18 protein-coding genes and 1 pseudogene are annotated in these 21329 nt (G+C 58.8%); 11 read left to right on the forward strand and 8 right to left on the reverse strand.

Features of this window, described 5'->3' with window-relative positions; translation table 11 throughout:
- The first annotated feature begins 9 nt into the window (after positions 1-9).
- From KU306_RS18575 to KU306_RS18585, 4 genes are all read left to right on the forward strand, one after another.
- On the forward strand, positions 10-645 hold the full coding sequence (locus tag KU306_RS18575) for a helix-turn-helix domain-containing protein (RefSeq protein WP_258303720.1): 636 nt from the start codon (positions 10-12) through the stop codon (positions 643-645).
- A 150-nt stretch (positions 646-795) separates the two neighbouring features.
- Positions 796-906 carry a DUF7560 family zinc ribbon protein gene (locus KU306_RS19100; protein WP_425499554.1) on the forward strand — a complete coding sequence of 37 codons (111 nt, stop codon included), beginning with the start codon at positions 796-798 and terminating at the stop codon, positions 904-906.
- Between the two features lie 87 nt (positions 907-993).
- Entirely contained in the window at positions 994-2460 is a 1467-nt protein-coding gene (locus tag KU306_RS18580) for an APC family permease (protein ID WP_258303721.1), read from the forward strand.
- A complete protein-coding gene (locus KU306_RS18585) occupies positions 2453-3184 on the forward strand; it encodes a universal stress protein (RefSeq protein WP_007541450.1) in 732 nt (243 codons plus the stop codon). Before KU306_RS18580 ends, KU306_RS18585 begins: the two co-directional genes overlap by 8 nt.
- Before the next feature lie 310 nt (positions 3185-3494).
- Here the strand turns inward: KU306_RS18585 and rdfA are convergent, their stop codons facing one another.
- Positions 3495-4097, reverse strand: coding sequence for a rod-determining factor RdfA (rdfA, locus tag KU306_RS18590; RefSeq protein ID WP_007541452.1), 603 nt, complete (start codon positions 4095-4097; stop codon positions 3495-3497).
- A gap of 102 nt (positions 4098-4199) precedes the next feature.
- On the opposite strand from rdfA, the gene KU306_RS18595 reads away from it, so the two are divergent.
- On the forward strand, positions 4200-6122 hold the full coding sequence (locus KU306_RS18595) for an archaea-specific SMC-related protein (protein ID WP_258303722.1): 1923 nt from the start codon (positions 4200-4202) through the stop codon (positions 6120-6122).
- A 146-nt stretch (positions 6123-6268) separates the two neighbouring features.
- Here the strand turns inward: KU306_RS18595 and KU306_RS18600 are convergent, their stop codons facing one another.
- Complete coding sequence (locus KU306_RS18600; protein ID WP_258303723.1) at positions 6269-6907, reverse strand: type 1 glutamine amidotransferase; 639 nt, start codon at positions 6905-6907, stop codon at positions 6269-6271.
- Positions 6908-7293: 386 nt separating this feature from the next.
- A complete protein-coding gene (locus KU306_RS18605; protein ID WP_049918670.1) occupies positions 7294-7902 on the reverse strand; it encodes a SprT-like domain-containing protein in 609 nt (202 codons plus the stop codon).
- A 319-nt stretch (positions 7903-8221) separates the two neighbouring features.
- Here KU306_RS18605 and KU306_RS18610 point away from each other — a divergent pair, with 319 nt between their 5' ends.
- Both KU306_RS18610 and KU306_RS18615 read left to right on the forward strand, forming a co-directional pair.
- Entirely contained in the window at positions 8222-9931 is a 1710-nt protein-coding gene (locus KU306_RS18610) for a sensor histidine kinase (RefSeq protein ID WP_258303724.1), read from the forward strand.
- A gap of 1014 nt (positions 9932-10945) precedes the next feature.
- Positions 10946-11341, forward strand: coding sequence for a hypothetical protein (locus KU306_RS18615; protein WP_082229594.1), 396 nt, complete (start codon positions 10946-10948; stop codon positions 11339-11341).
- Positions 11342-11364: 23 nt separating this feature from the next.
- Here KU306_RS18615 and KU306_RS18620 read toward each other — a convergent pair.
- A pseudogene (locus KU306_RS18620) lies at positions 11365-11556 on the reverse strand (IS5/IS1182 family transposase); the annotation flags it as partial.
- Positions 11557-11792: 236 nt separating this feature from the next.
- Here KU306_RS18620 and KU306_RS18625 point away from each other — a divergent pair.
- The 3 genes from KU306_RS18625 (at position 11793) to KU306_RS18635 (ending at position 15531) form a co-directional block, all read left to right on the forward strand.
- The gene (locus KU306_RS18625) at positions 11793-13064 is read left to right on the forward strand and encodes an ABC transporter substrate-binding protein (protein ID WP_049918630.1); all 1272 of its coding nucleotides are present in this window, start codon (positions 11793-11795) and stop codon (positions 13062-13064) included.
- Between the two features lie 438 nt (positions 13065-13502).
- Positions 13503-14219, forward strand: a complete 717-nt coding sequence (locus tag KU306_RS18630; RefSeq protein ID WP_007540936.1) for a PHP domain-containing protein — start codon at positions 13503-13505, stop codon at positions 14217-14219.
- 148 nt (positions 14220-14367) lie between these two features.
- Positions 14368-15531 carry an ABC transporter substrate-binding protein gene (locus KU306_RS18635; RefSeq protein ID WP_007540938.1) on the forward strand — a complete coding sequence of 388 codons (1164 nt, stop codon included), beginning with the start codon at positions 14368-14370 and terminating at the stop codon, positions 15529-15531.
- A gap of 83 nt (positions 15532-15614) precedes the next feature.
- Here KU306_RS18635 and KU306_RS18640 read toward each other — a convergent pair whose 3' ends face one another.
- The 4 genes from KU306_RS18640 to KU306_RS18655 all read right to left on the reverse strand — a co-directional run bounded on the left by KU306_RS18640 (position 15615) and on the right by KU306_RS18655 (position 19591).
- A complete protein-coding gene (locus tag KU306_RS18640; RefSeq protein WP_258303725.1) occupies positions 15615-16424 on the reverse strand; it encodes an HpcH/HpaI aldolase family protein in 810 nt (269 codons plus the stop codon).
- 168 nt (positions 16425-16592) lie between these two features.
- Positions 16593-17375 (reverse strand): MOSC domain-containing protein, encoded by a 783-nt coding sequence (locus KU306_RS18645; RefSeq protein WP_258303726.1) that lies wholly within the window; start codon positions 17373-17375, stop codon positions 16593-16595.
- Between the two features lie 56 nt (positions 17376-17431).
- Positions 17432-18775: a gamma-glutamylputrescine synthetase gene (glnA2, locus tag KU306_RS18650; protein ID WP_258303727.1), complete on the reverse strand. Its 1344-nt coding sequence runs from the start codon at positions 18773-18775 to the stop codon at positions 17432-17434.
- Positions 18776-18874: 99 nt separating this feature from the next.
- Complete coding sequence (locus tag KU306_RS18655; RefSeq protein WP_258303728.1) at positions 18875-19591, reverse strand: GNAT family N-acetyltransferase; 717 nt, start codon at positions 19589-19591, stop codon at positions 18875-18877.
- Between the two features lie 165 nt (positions 19592-19756).
- Here KU306_RS18655 and KU306_RS18660 point away from each other — a divergent pair, with 165 nt between their 5' ends.
- Positions 19757-21220 (forward strand): amidase, encoded by a 1464-nt coding sequence (locus tag KU306_RS18660; RefSeq protein ID WP_258303729.1) that lies wholly within the window; start codon positions 19757-19759, stop codon positions 21218-21220.
- Positions 21221-21329 lie beyond the last annotated feature (109 nt).

Raw genomic sequence — 21329 nt, forward strand, 5'->3', positions numbered from 1 at the left:
CGCTCGGACATGGACGCTGGGGTACACGGCGAGGTCGAAATCACCGACTCGTCGGCTTGCCACGTTACCGAGGCGTCGGGGGAGACCGACATCGAGTCTGTCTCGCGCTCTGGGGTGACCAGCGGTGACACCGTCGCGGTCGATTTCACCGCGGACGCGGGGGCAGACATTACCGACGTGAACGAGGTGTTTCACCACGAGGACCAGACGGTGTACCGACTCATCTACGAGACCGAGGATTCTCCGGGGTGCGCATGCGAATGCATCGAGACGTCCGGGTGTCCTGTCCGCCACATCGAGGCTGAAAACGGTGCTATTATCCTCTCCTTTGTCGCGTCCGACCTTCAGCAACTGCGCGAAATCATCGTCGACCTCAAGTCGGCGTTCGACGGCGTCTCACTGCGACGACTCACTCAGTCGGAGTGCCCCGATTCGGGGGGGTCACTCGTGTTTATCGACCGCGATGCGCTCACCGCTCGCCAGCAGGAAGTGTTAGAGACTGCGCATCAGATGGGCTACTTCGAACACCCACGAGAATCGAACGCGACCGAGGTGGCCGAGGCACTCGGTATCAACCGTTCGACGTTCGCCGAGCATCTCTCGGCGGCCCAATCGAAGCTTCTCGGGACCATTCTCGACTGCTAAGTACATAATCATCTCTGCCGCGTCTTCGGCGAACCATTTTATTCCCCACCCTATGATGGGGTGGACTAGTTGTACGAAGTCGTCAGTTCTGATGATGGGGCAATCGTGTCAGACGAATATGTATTCGACTGCCCGGAGTGCAGCGTCGAGGTGGGTGTCGACGCCGGCATCAAGTCGAGAATCCTCGATGGGGGGTGTGTGCTGTGCCAAGCGGTAGTCGGACCCGGCGCGTTCAGCCGTCCGTCCAGTGGTGACGCGTGATTTGCAACACCGATTCACGGCACCCGCCTCCAAATGAGGCCTCAGGCTATATCCTTCCGACTGTCTAAGTAGCGGTCGTGAGCGCGCATGTCTAACGAGCAAGACGGTGTCGCGGGGGGGTTGACCGAGTCGGACACGTCGACGAAACCTTCGCTCGACCCCGAAGTCGACGTTGGCGAGGCAGGGGACGAGGCCACCGTTCTAGAGAGTGGGACGGAACTCGAACGAACAATCGACTTGCGCGGCGGGCTTGCCATCGGCGTCGGGACGATGGTCGGTGCGGGTATCTTTGTCTTTCCGGGGCTCGCAGCGGGGAACGCAGGCCCCGCAGCCTCGGTCTCGTTTGCTATCGGCGCGGTTATCGCGCTGTTGGTCGCCCTCCCGACATCGGAGTTGGCGACGGCGATGCCGAAAAGCGGTGGCGGCTACTACTTCATCTCCCGTGGGATGGGTGCGTCGTTCGGGGCCGTCGTCGGAATCGGACTTTGGCTCGGACTCGTCTTCGCGTCGGCGTTCTACCTCGTCGGCTTCGCACAGTACGCGATGGCTGTTTTCGCCGAAGTCGGTATTCCGGTGGCGTCGCTCGGGTCAGTCCCGCTTATCCCGATTTTGGGCGTCGGATTCGGTATCCTTCTGACTGGATTGAGCGTCTTCGGGACAGAGAACACGACGAAACTCCAAAACGGTATCGTCAGTCTGTTGCTCGGTATTTTGGTCGTGTTCCTTCTCTACGGCAGCCTCGACACGCTCGGACTGTTCGGCCGCGAGACGGTTCCAGAGCAGTTCATGCCGTACGGCACGCTCAACATCTTCACCACGGCCGCACTGGTGTTCACGTCGTATCTCGGGTTCGCGCAAGTCGCGACCGTCGCGGGCGAGATACAGAAACCCAGTCGCAACCTCCCGCTCGCCATGGTCGGGTCGGTACTGGTCGTCGGCGTTCTGTACGTGATTACCATCGTCGTCTCGACCGGCGCGTTCGGAAGCGCGCGACTCGCCACGTTCGGTGAGACGGCAATCGTCGAAGTCGCACGGTCGTACCTCGGCTTCCCGGGGGCTGTCGCGATTCTCATCGCAGGACTCCTCGCGACGGTATCCAGCGCCAACGCGTCGATTCTCAGTTCGTCGCGGGCGCTGTACGCACTCAGCCGGGACGCAATCGTCCCACCGCGTCTCGGGCGAGTCAACCTCAAATACGGAACGCCCCACATCGCGCTCGGCCTCGTCGGTGGGCCGACGGTCGTGTTGGTCGCGGTGGGCCGAACCGAAGTCTTGGCCGAGGTCGCGTCGTTCCTTCACCTCGTGACGTACGGGCTCATGTGCGTTGCGCTCATCGTCCTTCGCCGCTCGAACCCGGCGTGGTACAACCCGACGTTCACGGTTCCCGGATACCCCATCGTCCCGATTCTCGGCGCACTGGCGAGTTTCGGACTCGTCGTCTTCATGCAGCCCTTATCGCAGGCAATCGGCGTTGCCGTCGCGGTGGCCGCCATCGTGTGGTATCTCGGCTATGCACGCGACGTGCGCCTCAAGGGGGTGAAGACAGATGCCTGAGGACGTTCGCGTGTTGGTTCCAGTCGCGATTCTCTCGGGACAGGTGATTCCCGAGCCACTGATTCGGTTCCTCTCTCGGGGAACTATCGTTGTCCTCGCGTACCACGAGATTCCAGAACAGACCGCACCGGAGCAGGCTCGTGAACAGTTCGAACCGAAAGCTCGCGAGGAGCTTACAGACCTGGTCGAAACGATTGAGTCACTCGGTGGCACAGCCGAGACGCGATTGGTGTTTACCCACGAGTCCGAACAGACGATAGAGCGCGTCGCTACCGAGGCAGACTGCGACGTGGTGCTGCTCTCGAACCCCGCCCAGTCCGTCGAGCGTCTCATCGTCCCGGTCAAAGAACACATCTCTGTCGACCGTATCGCGACAGTCGTCTCGGGGTTGAGTCAGGACCCATCAATCGACATCACGCTGTTTCACGTCGCCACAGACGAGTCGGGTGTGGCAGACGGTGAGGACCTTCTCGGCGACGTCTCCGACGAACTCGTGGTCAGGGGCGTCCAGCGAGACAACCTCTCTCGAATGGTCACGGTGTCTTCGACTCCACTCCAGGCCATCGTCGACGCTGCAGACGACCACGACGTCATCGTCATGGGCGAAGAAGAACCAACGATTCGGGGGCGACTCTTCGGTGAGACGTCCGAACGAGTCGCTGAGCGTACCATCAGTCCGGTGTTAGTTGTCCGGAACCCGACAGAACCGGACGAAGGGCAGTAGGCTCTCTCGCCACCCCTCGGGTGGCTCTCATCGTCGACGACAGCTCACGTGAGGAACCATCACAATTCTACAGGAAGTGGTGAGTTATCGAAGCAAATTGAGATGTGTGAAAATTTTAAAATTTGTGAAATTTTTACTGTTACTATCTGATATATTCTATGCTACCTGACAAAATTAGGTCGGAATTCGGTAACTAGAACTAGTGTCGTCGTCGTGTGCACACTGCTATAACTCGAACCGTTTCTCATATTGTGGTATCTTGACAATCACAACCGGGGAGTGTGGAATTCCGTTCACCCCAAGACCGACGTTACTCGTCGGTCGAGCAGTCGCACCCACCGCGCTCGACGAGGTCGTCGAAACCGTACTGTCTCCCACAGTCGGTACAGAGCACCTGCACGTCGACGAGGACGTCCGGTGAGCCGACTTCGAGGTCGCCGTTGTTCCCGGCGGATTCGATGGCACTCTCAGAGACCGCAGCCAATCGGCCACGGAGACGCTGAACGCGTTCTGTCGGGTCGCTTCTGCGTCGTTCTTTCGAGGCACCGCGGAAGGTTGTCAGATACGTGTGAACCGCTTGGTGAGAGACGAAGTCCGAGAGTAACTGGTCGACGTCGACGCCAGCGCGTTCGAGTCGCCCGCGTGCCCTCGTTCGCTCACCGCCCGTCACGTCGTCGTCCGTCAGTGCGTCGTACAGCGACTCGACTTCACCGCTCAGGAGGTCGAGACCGGCGTCCATCGCCGCCGCCTGAAGGAGTTCGTGGTTGAACGATTCTGCGAGCGCTCGGAGACTTTCGGCTTCTTCGTCGTCAGTCCAGCGTTGTTCTAACTCCGCGCCCAACCCGTCCAAATCGTACGATTGGATGAGGCGACCGACCTTCGAATTGGTTGGGTCTGGCCGTTTGTCTGTCATACATTAGGTTGTGGGTGACGAGCCAAATAAGTGTGGCCATTACACTTGTACCGATGTAATCTTTTACAAACATTTATCTGTCGTGAGTTGATGGATAAACGCATGACTGTTACGAACCGTGTCGCCGACATCACGGTCACTGCACGGAATATCGGCGGCATCGAGGAAACTCAGGTGTCGTTCGAACCCGGTATCACGATACTCGTGGGTCGAAACGCGACGAACCGAACGTCGTTCCTTCAGGCGGTCATGGCCGCGCTCGGAAGCGACAGAGCCTCGTTGAAAGCCGACGCAGACGAAGGTGACGTGTCGCTGACCATCGGCGACGAGACGTACACGCGATATCTCAAGCGGGAAGGGTCGAGTGTCGTCACACGCGGCGACCCGTACCTCTCTGACCCGGAACTTGCGGACCTCTTTGCGTTCCTCTTGGAGTCTAACGAGGCACGTCAGGCCGTCGAACGCGGCGACGACCTTCGGGAACTCATCATGCGGCCCGTCGATACGACCGCCATCGAAGCGCAGATTACGCAGTTGGAAGCCGAGCGACGCCAAGTCGACGAGCAACTCGGCGAGAAGGACGCGGTAGAGCGGACTATCGGCGAGTTGGAGCAGCGTGAGGCGGAACTTGAGACGAAAATCGACGACAGCCAGGAACGACTCGAAGCGCTGGAAGACGAAATCGAGTCGACAGAGCGTACCACCGAGTCCGAAGACGACGAACTACTCGACGAACTCAACGAACTGCGGTCGACGCTCGAAAACGTTCGGTTCCGACTCGAAACCGAACGCCAGAGTCTCGAAGCCCTACGAGACGACGAAGAAGACATTCGCGAGGCGCTCGACGAACTGCCCGAAGAGACCGCAGACTCACCGGAGCAACTCGAATCGAAACTCGCAGACAAGCGCGAACGAGTCCGGAACCTCGAATCGAAGATGAACGAGATTCAGAACATCGTTCGCGTGAACGAGTCGATGCTCGCGGAGACGGACGACGATATCGGCGATGCACTCCGCGGCGACGACGATGGAGGGGCAGTGACAGATAAGCTCCTCGCCGACGACCAGGTCGTCTGTTGGACCTGCGGGTCCGAGGTCTCTCCTGACACCATCGAATCGACTATCGAGCACTTGCAGTCGTACCGGGCGAGTTTGGCTTCCGACCGCCGAGACGCGCGCGATGCGATAGACGAACTCTCGTCGCGCCTCGACACGATAGAAGAGCGGCGAGAACGCCGGCGTGAACTCGACGCGCGACTCGAACAGACGCTCGCCGAACGAGACGAAACCGAGGCACGCATCGAAGAACTCGAAGCCCGGCAGTCGACGCTTCGCGACGAAATCGAGGACATCGAATCCGACGTCGAAGAGACCGACGACGAGGGCGACGAGTTAGTCGAGCTTCACTCGCAGGCAAACCGCGTCGAACTCGAACTCGAACGTCTCGAAGACGAGCGCGAGCGGGTCCGCGAACGTCTCGACGAGGCCAGAGCCCGGCACGAAGAACTCGAATCCCTCACGGGACGGCGCGAGGAAATCGACGAAGAGATTCGCGAACTCCGTGGCCGCATCGACCGAATCGAAGAGGAGGCAGTCGAGGCGTTCAACGACCACATGGAGCGCGTCCTCGACACGCTCCAGTACGAGAACATCGAACGCATCTGGATCGAACGCATCCATCAGGAGACGAGCGGGCGTGGGAAATCGGGCGAAAAACGGGCGTTCAAGCTCCACATCGTCAGACAGACCGAAACGGGGTCGGTCTACGAAGACACTGTCCAGCACCTCAGCGAGAGCGAACGCGAAGTTATCGGCCTCGTCTTCGGACTCGCGGGGTATCTCGTCCACGACGTCGCCGAGCAACTCCCCTTTATCCTCCTCGACTCGCTAGAGGCTATCGACTCCGAACGTATCGCAGCACTGGTCGAGTACATCCACGAACACGCCGAATACGTCGTCGTCGCCCTCCTCCCCGAGGACGCGTCGGCACTCGACGACGACCACGAGCGGGTCCTCGAAATCTAACGGGCATCCCGTTCGCATCTGATTCGCTTCAACTGATTCGGTTCACCCGGTGATTCACCCGGTTCGACTTACCCGGCGGTTCACCCGGCGATTCACCGACTCGAAGCCGGCATCTCACTCGTCTCGTTTTCTCGGAGGTCAGTTGGCTACCGAGTGTCTCCCAGTCGAGGTGCTGTCACCAGATTCCGATAGAATTGCTGTGACACTCGCCCCGGTTCGGCTGGCCCGTCGGGAATCGTCTCGGCGATGGCGTCTCCTGACGGTGTTGACGCGTCGGCCTGGGCAGCGAGTTCACGGGCTAATCGCGGTGTGACCTCGGGATGGAACTGAATCCCGACGACGGGCGCATCTTGGAGCGCGAAGGATTGAACCGTCTCTCCTCTCCGTGCCAACACGGTTGCGCCGTCTGGAACGTTGGTGACGTGGTCGAGGTGCCAGAGGAACGTCTCGAATTGGTCTGGGACATCGTCGAAGAGCGGGTGTTCGCGTCCGTCTTCCGTGAGTTCGACTTGTCTGTACCCTGCCGCACCGTCGGGAAGGCTATCGACGCTCCCGCCGAGTGCGCTGGCGACGAGTTGGTGTCCGAAGCACACTCCGACTGTCGGCCGGCGTGCCGCGACTCGCTTCCGGATGTAACGCTGGAGTGTCTCGATCCAGTCGCTGTCGTCACCGATGCGCGCGTACGACCCGGTCACGATGACGACGTCGAATCGGTCTGGGTCTGGAAGCTGATTACAAGGGTCGAATCGCCCCGTTTCGACGGCGTCTTCCGGACTATCCGCCACTACAGCCTCGATACCACCGGCATAGTCAACACGGCTTGGAGGCGTAACCAGCGCGACGCTGCGTTCATCTGGTGGCTGAGTGATGGACATATGTCCAATACTAAGCGCAATATTTGGTAAATAACTTTGGATTATAAAACTACATTCATTGACAGCTGCTCAACCCTGTTAGAAATGTCAGATAGATGGCTATCGAGCGGATATCGTTTGCAGAGCCACGAGTAGCAGGGCAGGGTCACTTCACTCTCGTCTCCGTGCTTTCGAGATGGACGGTGACTGTTCGCAGAGAAATCTTTAGATTTCTACAAAATTTAAAATTTCTACAAATTTTGAAATTTGCGTAGAGGAGGGACAACACGGATTTGTCCTCCCCAACCCTCGCTGATTCAACTGTCTACAGAAGCGAATTTATTGCAGGTGAGTGGAGACTTACAGCAAGACGACCGATACGAGTCTGCCTGCCGAACGAGTTTACAGTCGCGGTATCGGTGCGCGACCGTTTCGCCGCAGCCGTCACACGAGAGGACGTATTTCGGCGTACTGAACCGTCGGACCCGTACCGGTGCGTCTACCGCTTCGGCCCGGCGTTTGAACGCTGGTCCATGGTCGGTCGTTCCGTACGCCTGGAATTGCTCGACGTGAACGAGTTCGTGCCGGAGCGTGGCGGTCCACTCGCTTCTGTCGAACGATTCGAACGCCCGCCACGAAAGTGAAACCGTACAACTCGGTGGGTCTCCCGAAGACAGAGCGGTTTGCGAGTGGGACGCCCAGTCTATCGGCTCGCCAACGGTGGCGTCGTCGATTTGTGGTGTCTTGACCGCCGCCGCCCGCCGCTTCGCCCGAGTCGAAACTTCCCAGTCCAGAGAACCGAGAGAGACGTCGAACTCGTACGTCTCGATAGCGCGCGAACAGTACTCCTGTGACCACTGAGTCAGGGATTCGTGTGTCTCTATCGCGCCGTAGGCGTCAACGAGTTCGTAGCCGTCGCGACTCACGATATGCACCGCTGTTTTGCGTCAGGGGCTATGGGTGTTTGGGTGAGGCGAATGAAAGTATGCCGAGAGTTCTGCGAGCGACTTCTCTCGTCTCACCTTCAATTCGGTGTTTATCGACGGATTACTGCGGACATGGTGGTGTCGGTCTGTGGAACTGCACCGGCGAACATCGCCCACGCCAGAATGGTTGATTGACTATTACAACAGAAGTCTACGACATATGCGAACTGCAGACACTACGTTTATGTGTTCTACTCAATTCTACGTGGATGTTCAGATTCTGATGACTGCGGTTCTCAAAGGCACGATATGATATAACATGACTTGGCAACAGACGATATTCGCGTACCCGACCCTCCTTGCGACGCTGATTTCGGTCATCCTCGGTGTCTACGGTCTTCGGTACATCCTTCAGCACGGGCGAACCCCGGTGCTGTCCGCGTTCTTTGCGGTGAACGTCGGTCTCGCGCTGTGGGCAGGATTCGCCGCACTCAAACTGTTGAGTACAGTGCCGAGTGTGAAGCTATTGGCGTACAAGCTTCTCTATATCGGGGTCGCACCACTCGGCGTCTTCGCGCTGCTGTTTGCACTCGCGTACACCGGCCGTGAACAGTGGTTCCGACCTCGCGTAATCGCTGGACTCCTCGCTGTTCCAGCTCTTTATCTCGGGCTTCTGTTTACGAACCCGTCGGGCGTCGCGTTCGAGTCGACGAGGCTCTTCCAGACCGCCGGTGTCGTCGTGATGCGTGTCGACGTCGGGATTGGGCACCTCGTACTGCACACGTTCTACAACGCGCTCTTGTCGATGCTCGCGATTGCAATCGTCGTGTACGAGGCGGTACGCCTCGGGCGGTCGTACATGCCACAGGCGGTTCTGATTAGCGCGGGCATCGCCGCTCCGTTCGTCTTCGTCATGTTCTCTTCGCTCGGCGTGCCGCCGTTCGGCAGCGACGGGGTGAACCTCATCCCCACCTCTGCGGCAGTCACCTCGACGCTCCTCGGGTTTGCCATCTTCAGATACCGGTTTTTGGACCTGCCACCGATTGCCTACACGACTGCGATGGAGGAGTCGCCCGACGGGGTGCTCGTTCTCGACTCCAACGAGCGAATCGTCCACGCGAACGACCGCGGGATGGAGTTGCTCACGGACTTCGGTGCGGAAGTCGGCGATTCGGTCGACGAGATATCTTCCGGAATCGACCTGACGTCCTCCAGAAACGATAGCGTTCAGGTCGACTCGAAGGACGACGAGTCGGTATTCCTCAGCGTGCGCGCACAGGAACTCGTCAGTCAAACCCGTGCCATCGGATGGGTAATCGTTCTCAGAGACGTCACCCAACTCCACCGACAAAAGCAGATTATCGAGGCGAAAAACGAGAAACTCGCCTTACTCAATCAAATCGTCAGCCACGACATCCACAACGACATGGGAATCGTCATGGGGAACGCTCGGCTCGTCGAAGAGATGGTCGACGACACGGCCGTCGAAACGCGTCTACGGACGATAATCCGGAACAGCGAGCACGCTTCCGAACTCACCGACACGGTCAGGAGTCTGATGAAGACGATGCTCGATGGCGACGACGAGCCAGCGAAACGCGTCTCTGTCGGGAGTGTTCTCTGGAGTGAAATCGAATCAGTCCGAGTTGGCAACGAATCCGCCGAGGTTACTCTCTCGAACGACGTCCACGGTGTTCGAGTCCTAGCCGACGATATGCTCGGTACTGTCTTCCGCAACCTCCTGACGAATGCAGTCCGTCACAACGATACGGACGCTCCCGAGATATCTGTCACTGTCGACGAGGAGCCCGACCACGTTCTCGTTCGAATCGCCGATAACGGCCCTGGAATCTCCGACGAGAAGAAAGACGCAGTATTCGGTCGCGGAAACAAGGGGCTCGAAAGCCCGGGTACCGGCATCGGTCTCTATCTCGTCGATACGATTGTTTCGGGATACGGCGGTGAGGTCTGGGTCGAAGACAACGGCGAGTGTGGTGCTGTCTTCGTCGTCAAACTTCGGAAGGCCTGAATCGACGGTTCGACGACCTACTGGTGTGTTGGTTGATTCTCTCTTGTGGTCTTGTTGAGTAACTGGAGGCGGTGCGGTGTGTGGTGTCTTCGTGGAGTAGTTGTCTGTGGTCGCTTTGGGAGTGAATCAGCCGGTCTCTTGCACCAGACAACACGCTCGCTCTGTGCTGGTTCGTTGCTGTGAGTTGGATATTCCGCTTGTTGAGATATTGTGTTGGTTCGTTGTCTGGTTTTATGATTCGGTTGTCTCCACCAGACAACTGAATTTAGCATGTTGACGCGTCTCTTCGTTTTGAGATGGATAAATTGTATAGTGCTATACCAAATTTGAGCGCTGATTCCAACGAAGTAGCTGATTATCGCTATGGTTGTCGAGCGCCGTAAGGACATCACTCGTCTCTACGACCTCCCGCTCGGATTTCTCCGCGCTCTTGATGGCTGATATTATTGGGTTGACGAATACGGAGTGTCGGCCTTGTTTAGATACCGAACGATAACATCCATATCGGCTCTGTTGAAATCCTCAGTCACTGATAGTTTGTTGAGGCCGTGCTGAATACAGCGCGCAAGTCGGTGTGAGTTACTTCGACCGTAGTTGGTAGAATATGGTGACGAGTAGGACCACACCAGATAAGAAGAAAACCGCTGTAGACAGACCATTCGTTAATTGAATGAGACCCTGCTCTTCTGAGTAGTAGAGAAACAACAGCCCTGACGCGAGCGCGACTCCAACGAGACTCTTTCGTGACCGATTAGTCGAACTCTCGTTATTCATTTCAGGTTAGCGTACTCTAGTTAGGGATAATTCACTTTCGTTATCACGCACTATCAGAAATTATTGGGGGCGGTTTGCTGCATACGCCCCCTGTCTGTGTCACGCGAATTCTGTCAAAATCTGAGGATTTCAATAGAGCCTCTATCTCTTAACCAAAAATACGACCTGTCACGTTCTCAGTTGGTGTGCGGTATGGCAACCGAGAAAATTATTAACTATTTGTGCTGTTTACGATCATCTATGATTGCCCTCCCCTCAATCCGTCTCACCGTCACGGCTTTTGTGTACTCTACGGCGATCTCTCTCGGTGCTGGTATCTTAGTGGTGAACCCTGCTCGGTACCTCCTTATCGTACCACTTCTCACCAGCATAGTTCTTCTCGGTCACGCTATAAAAACTGCCAACCTCGACGAACTTGGATACGCAACTATGTGGTTATGGGCTGGTGTACTCGCCCTCGTCATCGTTGGAGCGGTAACTGAGACCGTTCTTCAAGCAGATGTTTCTCCATTGGCCGAAATCCCAGTTGCTCGTGTTCTTGGTACGTTTAGCCTCATCACTATTCTCATCGCAGCATACATACGTGGCATACAGAGAGCACCAACAGAAGGGCGTCAAAATTCAACTATAACCTGAATACGGACAGCTGCACTGAACCATTAAATAGCGACTTCAACATTTCTGACAGCCGTTTTCAAAACGAGTTCTCGGAACTGCCCGAACCACGTACGAGCCCGAAGTGTTTCGCTGTACCGCTGCTTAAGTGCGAAAAAGACAGACTCACCCACTGATCGCTGGTGATCGGTGTCTGCGTCGTGACGAGCGTTGTGCGCTACATCTAACGAAGAAAACCAGAAATAGCTTGACGAAACCGTTCAACGCCGAGATAACGAAGAATTTCTTTTGTCTCTGAGTGGGGACGGGCTCCCGTGAGCGTACCCACACGCGACTTCGGTTTTCCTGCCTTATTTGTCCTCCTGATGAGACTGATTTCTTGGTTTAAACGTGGTGAAGTGCTCTTAATTGACAGTTTTAGGCATACCTAAAGTCCGGAATGCTTTTAACTGTTTAGGCGGGCCTAAATCGTATGGCAGACGATTCCAGCGGACACGAGGCACCGACACGGCGTGATTACATGAAGTACGGCGGGGCAGTCATCGGTGGTGGATTGCTCGCGGGTTGTGCCGGGCAGTCTGAGTCCAGTGCGACGCCGAATCAGACGAGCACTGAGACTGCAACGGCGACGGCAACGGACACCGAAACGGAGACCTCGCCTGAGGAGGGGCCGTACACGGTCGAGATGTTCCCCGTCGGCGAAGTCGAGTTCGAGTCCGTCCCGGAGTCGGTCACGACTTACTCCATGGCGTGGGCAGACATGGTAATCTCGCTCGGGCAGGCAGACAAACTTCAGACAGACAGGCTGAGCGGCCCTACGCTGTTCTATGACCGGTTCGATATTGACTACGACAGAAACTGGCCGCCGCTGTGGCAGGACGGTGGGATGCCGAAGGAGGTCTTCTACGAACACGACCCTGACGCGTTCCTCATCGACCCGAACCTGATTCAGGCGTGGGACAACAACTGGGACGACTCGGATATCGAGGAAATCGAGTCGAACGTCGCGCCCTTCTTTGGGTGTATGAACCGTCGCTTCCGTAACGGGTGGCAAAAGGAGATGGGTTACTCCGAGAAGGCCCCGTCGATGCTGGAGGCGTTCGACAAGGTCGGGACGGTGCTCGACGAACGAGACAGGGTCGATGCGTGGTTCGACCTGCACGAGAGCCTCCAGACCGAAGTGCAGTCCCGGCTCCCTGACGACGGCGATACGCCATCGATTGGGCTAATAAACAGCGGCTCCTCACCGGAGAAAGGCGAGTTCTACGTCCTCTATCTTGAGGACGACGGCTACGAGATGAAGCCCTACCGCGACCTCGGACTCGTAGACGACGACGCCTTCGCTGGTTTCGAAACCGGGCAGTACGGGAAGACCGACTACGAGACGCTGCTGGAGGCCGACCCTGACGTCATTGTCGTCCACTGGGGTATCACCACGGGCACTGTGACTTGGGGTGGCGACGGCGCGTTCGACGCCCAGAAGTTCCGTGAGAAATTCGTCACGCCGATGGAGGAGCATGAGGTCGGTAGTCAACTCACCGCCGTCCAGAACGGACGCGTGATTCCTGGCCCGACCGCGGAACAGGGGCCGCTCATCAACGCGTTCCAGACAGAACTGACTGCCCGCCTGTTTTACCCCGAGGAGTTCGGTGAAATCGACTTCGAGTCACCGCTCGATGTTCCTGAGGAAGACCAGTTGTTCGACCGCCAGCGCGTCCGCGATATCATCAACGGCAACATCTGAAGAGCACATCACCAAAACCGAATCGACACACAGCTCCCCGACGTGGTCGTCGTCGGCGGTGAACCGGCAGGCTACCTGACGGGATGACGCCCATCGACTCAGAACCCGGCTGATTCTGGTGGGTTCGGGAGACGGATGATGGTGGCTCACTCTCGTGTACGTCCTCCTGAAGAGATTGACGAGCGTGCTGCTGAAAGCCAAGACCCGCCCACATGTTTATTCTGTACGCCTCGTATTCTCCTTTGTGAAAAGAACAGCCCTCCGACAGTGGCCTTTCAACAGTACAGCGTGGGCAGGACAGCGAACACAGCCAATTCGCTCCAGTTCTGACGAAAAAGCAACACACAGTTAATCTAGCGTGGCAATGCTAGCTCAACTGTGACCGACTACGACTATCATACCCACTCCATCTACTCTGACGGCCGGTTTCTCCGTCAGATGCTGAAGGCGGCCAGCGAGGCCGGACTCTCGGGAATCGGTATCTCGGACCACTGCAACGTCTCCGAGCGCGACGCGATGGTCGAGACCCGCAGCAATCTCGGATTCAATCTCGACATAACCTACGACCGACGCCGGTCGGCAATCGAACGATTCCGCGAGCAGTTCGATATCGAAATCTACGACGCCGTCGAGATGGATTACGACCCCCGAGACGAGGACGCAATCGGCGAGTTTCTCGACGAGGCGGGCTTCCAGTACGCCATCGGGAGCGTCCACCACCTCGAAGATGTCCACGTCCACTACGAACCGTACTTCGCCGACAAATCCGAACCCGAGCGAGCCGCGTTGGTCGATACGTACTTCGAGAAACTCGTCGCACTAATCGACTCCGAACTGTTCGACATCGTGGCTCACATCGACTTGTTCGAACGTAACTCCGCCCTTCGAGGATTCGCAACAGAGACTCACTACCGACAGGTCGCCGAGGCGCTCGAACGCTCGAAGACGAGTGCCGAACTGAATGCTGGCCGCGTCTTCGACGACTTTGGGCACTACCACCCGACGCCACCGTTCTTGCAGGTGCTCCGTGAGTACAACGTCTCGTTCACCGTCGGGACTGACTCGCACGCGCCCGGTGAACTGACCAAGCGCGTTCCCCACGTCGCTGATTTCTTCGGCGAACTCGGGATTGAACCCGCCAGACTCTCGGTATGACGATTCCTCTCTGAGTGGCCGGGAAAGCGTCTATAACTACGAGATGGTTGTTCCCCGGCCGCCGAACCGGTATCACTGCTCGAATCCGAACCTTTAGGCGTGCCTAAATTTCGACGGGCTTTTATATGTTTAGGCAGGCCAAAAACATATGGACCTGAACCGAAGGCACTTCCTTGGTATCGGCGCGAGCGCACTGACAGCCGGACTCGCTGGCTGCAGTGCCTCCTCGTCGGAGGAGACGGCGACGACGACCAGTTCGACCACGGAGTCGTCCCAGACGGAGACGGCGACGAGCACGCCCGAAGACACAAGTTACTCGGTGTCGATGGAGCCGGTCGGCGAAGTGACGCTCGACGAGCCGCCGGAGACGGTCGCGCACTACTTCCCCGACTACGGTGACATGGCAGTCGCGCTCGGCCACGGCGACACCGTAACCAGTATGGGGCTTCCCTCGCGCTTCCACGTGAACCACTACGACGAACTCGACGGTGTCAGCTTCGACACGGACTCGCTGACCAAGCTCGTCGGCGACTCGGGCATCTCGAAGGAGGTCTTCTACAATCTGGATAGCGACCTCCACATGATCGACCCGCAGTGGCTCATCAACAACAAGGGCTTCAAGCTCGAACCTGCCGACATCGAAGAGATTACGAACAACGTCGGCCCGTTCTTCGGCAACACCATCTTCCGGCGCACGGACACGTGGCACAATTATCGCTACTACTCGCTGTACGAGGCGTTCCGGAAGGTTGCAGAAGTCCACCAAGAGGTGGAGAAGTACGAACAGATCAAGGCCTTCCACGAGGAGTACATCACGGACATCCAGACGAAGCTCCCCGGCCCGGACAGTCGTCCGAATGCGCTCCTCTGTTGGCAAGGCAGTAACGAGCCAGAGTCGTTCTACCCGGCCCGACTGAGTGGGAAGGGGGCGAACAAGAAGGCGACTGACGACATCGGTCTCACCGACGCACTCTCCGACACGGGTATTCAGGGACTCTCCGAGAGTAACCGTGGTACCATCGACTACGAGACGCTCCTGCAAGTCGACCCGGACTCGATTCTCCTGCGCGGACACGAAGACAAGACGCGCGAAGAGTTCAGAAACACGGTCCTCGAGTTCATGAAGAACCACGAGGTTGCGTCCGAGCTGAGCGCCGTCAAGAACGAGAAGGTGTTCCGCGGCGGCCCCATCTACGCTGGCCCGCTGCACCACTTCTTCCTCGTCGAGCGGTACGCCACCGGCTACTTCCCCGACACGTTCTCGGGCGAACTGTTCGACCGCGACGAACTCGCGTCCATCATCACGGCGTAAGCCGACAGCGGAGTCACTTCCGCTCGCTTCGTTTCAGTTGTGGCGGACAGCCCCCGCCAGTGTGAGTCGCTACGCTCTGTTGCTCATCTCGACACCCAGCCCGACCGTTCGGTGACGGCGTCCGCGACGAACTCGAACTCGTCGCCGAGGTGCAGGAGTCGGTATCCTCGCTCGGCCGCATTGCGGGCACCGTCCGGTCCGACGAAGTTGCTGTTGTGGAAACCCAGCAGGGGGACGCCGTGTTCGACACATGTCTCGCGGACGCGCTCGATGAGTGCTTGCACCTCCGAATCGTCGTATTCGAGGGTGCGTCCCATCGAGACACCGAGGTCGCCGGGTCCGGGGAAGACGAACCCGAGTTCGGGCACGGTCACGATTTCGTCGATGTTCTCGACGGCAGTCCGGTTTTCGACGAGGACACCCACCTGTACGTTTTCGTCTTCGACCTCGTGATACGGACGCTCGCCGCCGAACGTCGTTCCGTATCCACTCACTCGACCCTGTGCGAGACCGCGGTCTCCCGGTTCGCCGTCGAACTCGAAGCGACCGGCTCGCACGGCGCGTTCGACGTCGCTGGCAGTCTCGACTCGCGGGACGACGACGTTGCGGACGCCCGTATCGAGGGCTTTTCTGACTGTCGATGGGTCGCCGTTCGGAAGTCTGACGACGAGTTCGGTCCCCCCGCACTGTGCGGCGCGAACCAGCCGTTCCAGTCGTGGTCCGTCGAGTGGCGTGCCGTTTTTGTGTTCGAGGTCAAGCCAGACCCAGTCGAGTCCGAGCGTTCCGTACAACTCCACGAGCTGCTCCGAGGCGGTTTCGACTCCCGCCCCGAGGTACACGTCGTCAGTGTCTCTGATATTTGCGAGGCGGTTCTGCTGCTGTGGTCCGCTCATGCTCGAACCACCCCGACTGTTCGCCCTTGTCCTGCGCTTCGAGGTAGTTGGTTGAATTGACTCATATTTTTAGGCTAGCTAACTATGCGAAGGAGTTTCGGCCCCCTCGCTGCTATCGATTCTGCTTCTGCTTCTGCTTCTCTTTCCCTTCTCCTTCGGGCAGGGAAGTCACTCTTCTCTCAGTGTGACCGAGTCTCCGACTCGAATCGTTCCGTCCGTCGTCGACTCTTCGAGACGCGTAATGGTCGTCAGCGCGAACCAGTGGTCGAAGGCGTCCTCGTTTACCCACTCGGGGACTGTCTCCCGGCGCTTCTCGATGAACCGCTTTCGGAACTTCGGTAGCGGTTCTCCGGTGTCTGGGTCTCGCCCGGGGACGACGCACCGGCCGCAGGGGATCGCCCCTTCGAACCGGAGCCCACCGACCTCGAACGCAGGCGCGTCGTCGCCGACGAATTGGTCTTCCCAGAACGCTGGCACGCCTGAGACCTCCACGTTCGTTCGAAGCCGTCGGCGCGTCCCTTCGACGGTCAGTTCGTCGAACCACGAGGCCACCGTTCGAATCGTCGCGGTACTCACGACCGACAGGCCGAGTTTCGGGCGGTCTGGCATCCCTCGGTCGGTGTCTCTCCGTATCGTCACCGGCTCGTCGAAAACGTCCATGAACCACGTTTCCGCCGCCTCGGTGTCGTGTACGAGGTCGAACTGTGCGGGCGTCGCCGACGGTGTATCGACGGTGAGCACACCTGCGTCCGGGTCGTAGTCGGCCGTAATCGCGTGCAACCGCTCGTCACGCTTCGCATTGAGGACGTTTCCGTTGGCGTCGAACAGTGCGAATTCCCTGTCGTGTGCGAGTGTTCCGTTCGCCCGGACGTCGGCGACGTCCACCTCGACGCCGTCGAGCGACTTGACCGGATACACTCGCAACTTCTCGATTTGTGGCTCGGTCGGCATAGGTTGATGTCGTGCGGCAGTGGCTTTTCTCTTTTGCAATTGACAAATCGAACTCCTCAGAAGCGCTCGCGGTACGTCCCACGCATCCACGTATCGGCGTGCGCGGTGAACGCCTCCCACTGGCTTCGTTTAATCTCGACGTAGGATTCGGTGAGCGTGTCACCGAGTGCGGCGGTGAGTACCTCGTCGTTTCCGAGTTCGCGAACCGCTTCCCCGAGCGACCGCGGCAGTCGCTCGATGCCACGCTTTCGGCGGGTGTCGTCGCTGAGGTTCTCCGGGTCTTGGTCGACCGACGGACCGGGGTCGAGTTCGCGGTCGATTCCGTCTCGACCGGCCGCCAGCAAGCCGACGACCGCAAGGTACGGATTCGACGTGTTGTCTGCGGGTCTGAACTCGATTCTGGTGCCGCTGGTCCGGTTCGACGGTCGTACCTCTGGAACTCGAACTGCTGCTTCGCGATTCCCGATACCCCAGCAGTTGTACGCACAGACGCTCTTGGCTGGTTGGAGTCGCGCATAGGAGTTCACCGTCGGCGACGTCAACGCGAGGAGACCGGGCATGTGTTCGAGGATGCCACCGACGAAGTACCGACCGCGTTGGCTCAGGGCTGCGTCGTCGTCTGCCGGTGCGAAGACGTTCTCCTCACCATCCCACAGCGAGAGGTGGAGATGACACCCGTTCGTGGCCCCGTCGAACGGATAGGGTGAAAACGTCGCGCTAGCACCCGCTCGTTCAGCAACGCCTGACACCGTCTCGCGGCAGAACACGGCGTTGTCGAGCGGTTCGAGACCCGTTCCGTGCCCGACGACAATCTCGTTTTTGCCGGCGGTGTACTCCGGGTGGTGCTTTCGGACGTCGATGCCTTGGGCCTTCAGCGCGTCGACGATATCGAGTATCACCGACCGACTCGCGCGCATACTCGCCGACGAGTACTCTCCTCGCGGGTCGAGAGGTTCGATTTCACCATCTGACTGCTCCGAATAGAGGTGAAACTCCTGTTCGACGGCGATGGTCGGCGCGAGACCCTCCTCTTCACACGCTGTGAGCATGCGCTTCGCAGCGGCCCGCGGGTCGGCATCCCACGCAACGTCCCTGTCGTGTTCGACTAAGTCGCACAACACTGCGGCAGTTCGGTCTTCGTAGGGGAGCACGCGGAACGTCGAGGGGTCGGGCAGCAGTCGGACTTCACCGACTGCGTCGAACCGCCCGTCTTTCACCCGGTAGCCGATTGCGTTGAACGACTGGGTCATCTTCGGGAGCGGGATGCCCGACGAGAGCGCCGATTCGAGGTGGTCGACGTTCACCGCTTGTCCACGTATCATCCCGTCGTTCGTCACACAGAGGAGTCGGACGAACTCGACGTTCGCTTCGCTGCATCGCTCACGGATAGACGCGGCCATCACCCGAACCCATACTCGGGGGGAAGAAATATCCATGGGTCGCGTCAGACGATTGAACGCAGGCAGCCGACGAGAACCCTCTCATGCGTCTGCCGAACCTCACGCAAGCAGTGCTGGCGAGTCGTCGAGCAGCGCCGCTTCGAAATCGTCGTACTCGCACATCAGCAACAGCGCGTCTTTGTCGGCTTCTTCGAAGTAGAACTCCTTGTGTGGCTCGAAGCCGCATTGTTTCAGGATGTTGATGACGACGTCGTTCTCGACGTCGGGTTCGCCGACGACCCGGTCCGTCTCGGGGTGCGAAAATAGCATGAGACCCATGGCCCGGAAGAGTGCTTTCGCGTAGCCGTTACCCACGTACTCCGGCGGACCGACAAGCAGGTGTGCCGCGCGGTCGCCGGGGTCTGCGTCGTAGTAGTCGTCGAGTTCGTACTCGCTGGGCCAGTAGACTTCCCAGTAGCTCACCGGTACGTGGTCGATATAGCCGATAAACGGCGTCAGGTGGTCTTCCGCGAGCTTTTCGGCGAAGTGGTCGCGGAACGCTGGCAACGGGAGGTCGAGTTCCCAGAACTCAGTCACGTGGTCGTATCCGAGCCACTTGTGGAGTCGGCCCAGGTCGCGTTCCATCGTCGCCGGCCGAAACGAGATAGTTCGGTCTATCGTCTGGTCGTACCGCTGGAACACGTAGTTCGACCTGATGGTTGCATCTGGCCCAAGCGTGGGCGTCACGTCGTCGCTATCGGCTGTTCGGTCGGAGCTACCGTTTGTCTGGTCGTGGTTATCGGTCGTCTGTCCGTCGTCGTCACCTGTCGGTGCCATCACCGTTTAGGCCTGCCTAAAAAGTGATAAGCCCGTCGATATTTAGGCACTATACGGCTAGATTTGTTGATTTATTATCGTGTTTTGGCCGCCTCAGACAATGACACTCGTCATCGTCTCCCGTGAACGATAAACCTACAACAGCGGGACATCGACGCAGTGACGATGAACGTAGCGTCAGCGTCTGCGACAGAAATCGCAGCGAAGGTTCGACGAGGAGCGCTTTCGCCTTGTACGGTCGTCGAGAGGGTGCTCGAACGAATCGACCGCCGAAACGACGAGTTGAACGCGTATATCGAAGTCGCAGACGACTACGCTCGAACGCGGGCAGTCGAAATCGAACGGGCGATAGAACGCGGGGAATCGGTTGGTCCACTCGCCGGTGTCCCCGTGGCGTTGAAAGAGTCTGCCGCCTCGAAGGAGGGTCTCCGCCGAACGATGGGCTCGGTCGCCTTCCGCGAGTCCGTTTCCGAATCGGACTCGACGCTCGTCACGCGGTTAGAGGACGCGGGTGCAATCGTCGTCGGGACGACGAACACTCCCGAGCTAGACCACAAGGGGACGACTGACAACCCACTCCGCGGACCGACTCGGAATCCGTTCGACCCATCGCGAAACGCCGGTGGCTCGTCCGGCGGCAGTGCTGCTGCTGTCGCCGCCGGGCTCACGCCTGTCGCACACGGGAAAGACGCAGGCGGGTCGCTTCGCATCCCCGCAGCGTGGTCTGGCGTCTACGCGTTCAAGCCGACGTTCCGACGGGTACCAGACCTCACTCGTCCGGACGGGTTTGCCGACGACCTCGGTATTCGGTCGAGCCACGGGCCGATAACGCGTACCGTCCGTGACGCGGCGCTCGTCTTGGACATCATGGAGGGACACCACCCCCGAGACCCGTCGAGTCTCCCGGACCACGGCGGACGATTCCGTGATGCAATCGGGCGTTCTCTCGACGGCATCGATATCGCATACACGCCGGATTTCGGGACGTTCCCGGTCGAGCACACAGTGCGAACGACAGTCGGCGAAGCGGTCGAGACCTTCAGCAACGCGGGGGCGACAGTCGAGCACGTGGACGTCGAACTCGGCTATTCGCACACGGAGTTGACGGATGCGTGGTTGGACCTCGTGGGTGCCAATCTGGCGGCGATGAACGACTGGCTCGCCGAACACGAGGGGGTCGATCTGCTTCGAGACCATCGCGAGGAGCTGACAGACAGCCTCGCCGACTTGCTCGAATCCGGAGCTGGAACGTCCGCGACGGAGTACCTCCACCAGCACGTCATTCGAACGTCGGTCCACGACGCGCTCGAAGACGTGTTCGAGGACTACGACCTGCTGGTCTCGCCGACTGTCACTCATCCACCCGTGAAGAACGCCACAGAAGGGTCGACACTCGGACCTGACGAAGTCGACGGCGAACCGGTCGACCCGCGAATCGGCTGGTGTCCGACGTTCCTCCTCAACTTCACGGGGCACCCTGCCGCGTCTGTTCCGGCGGGGACCGTCGCCGACGGGCTTCCGGTCGGAATGCAGATTGCCGCCCCGCGCTTCGAAGACGAGTTGGTTATCACGTCGAGCGACACGTTCGAACGGCTTCAGCCGTGGAATGAGTGGTACTCTCGGACGTAGTAGATAGGATTGGTACCTCCGGTCGTAGCTGGTGGGTAGCGTGGGGGTGGCAAGCCCCGCCACTCGGCTCCCCATACATCGAGTCAACCACCAAATATATACTTTTAGG

It is taken from the genome of Haloferax larsenii, from assembly GCF_024730625.1.
Classification (GTDB): Archaea; Halobacteriota; Halobacteria; order Halobacteriales; family Haloferacaceae; genus Haloferax; species Haloferax larsenii.

Coding starts and splice junctions, on each gene's coding strand:
- KU306_RS18635 (WP_007540938.1), top strand. CDS start 14,368: ATGGACCTGAACCGAAGGCACTTCCTTGGTATCGGCGCGAGCGCACTG.
- glnA2 (WP_258303727.1), bottom strand. CDS start 18,775: ATGGCCGCGTCTATCCGTGAGCGATGCAGCGAAGCGAACGTCGAGTTC.
- KU306_RS18640 (WP_258303725.1), bottom strand. CDS start 16,424: ATGAGCGGACCACAGCAGCAGAACCGCCTCGCAAATATCAGAGACACT.
- KU306_RS18655 (WP_258303728.1), bottom strand. CDS start 19,591: ATGGCACCGACAGGTGACGACGACGGACAGACGACCGATAACCACGAC.
- KU306_RS18645 (WP_258303726.1), bottom strand. CDS start 17,375: ATGCCGACCGAGCCACAAATCGAGAAGTTGCGAGTGTATCCGGTCAAG.
- KU306_RS18610 (WP_258303724.1), top strand. CDS start 8,222: ATGACTTGGCAACAGACGATATTCGCGTACCCGACCCTCCTTGCGACG.
- KU306_RS18660 (WP_258303729.1), top strand. CDS start 19,757: ATGAACGTAGCGTCAGCGTCTGCGACAGAAATCGCAGCGAAGGTTCGA.
- KU306_RS18625 (WP_049918630.1), top strand. CDS start 11,793: ATGGCAGACGATTCCAGCGGACACGAGGCACCGACACGGCGTGATTAC.
- rdfA (WP_007541452.1), bottom strand. CDS start 4,097: ATGACAGACAAACGGCCAGACCCAACCAATTCGAAGGTCGGTCGCCTC.
- KU306_RS18615 (WP_082229594.1), top strand. CDS start 10,946: ATGATTGCCCTCCCCTCAATCCGTCTCACCGTCACGGCTTTTGTGTAC.
- KU306_RS18580 (WP_258303721.1), top strand. CDS start 994: ATGTCTAACGAGCAAGACGGTGTCGCGGGGGGGTTGACCGAGTCGGAC.
- KU306_RS18585 (WP_007541450.1), top strand. CDS start 2,453: ATGCCTGAGGACGTTCGCGTGTTGGTTCCAGTCGCGATTCTCTCGGGA.
- KU306_RS18575 (WP_258303720.1), top strand. CDS start 10: ATGGACGCTGGGGTACACGGCGAGGTCGAAATCACCGACTCGTCGGCT.
- KU306_RS18595 (WP_258303722.1), top strand. CDS start 4,200: ATGACTGTTACGAACCGTGTCGCCGACATCACGGTCACTGCACGGAAT.
- KU306_RS18630 (WP_007540936.1), top strand. CDS start 13,503: ATGCTGAAGGCGGCCAGCGAGGCCGGACTCTCGGGAATCGGTATCTCG.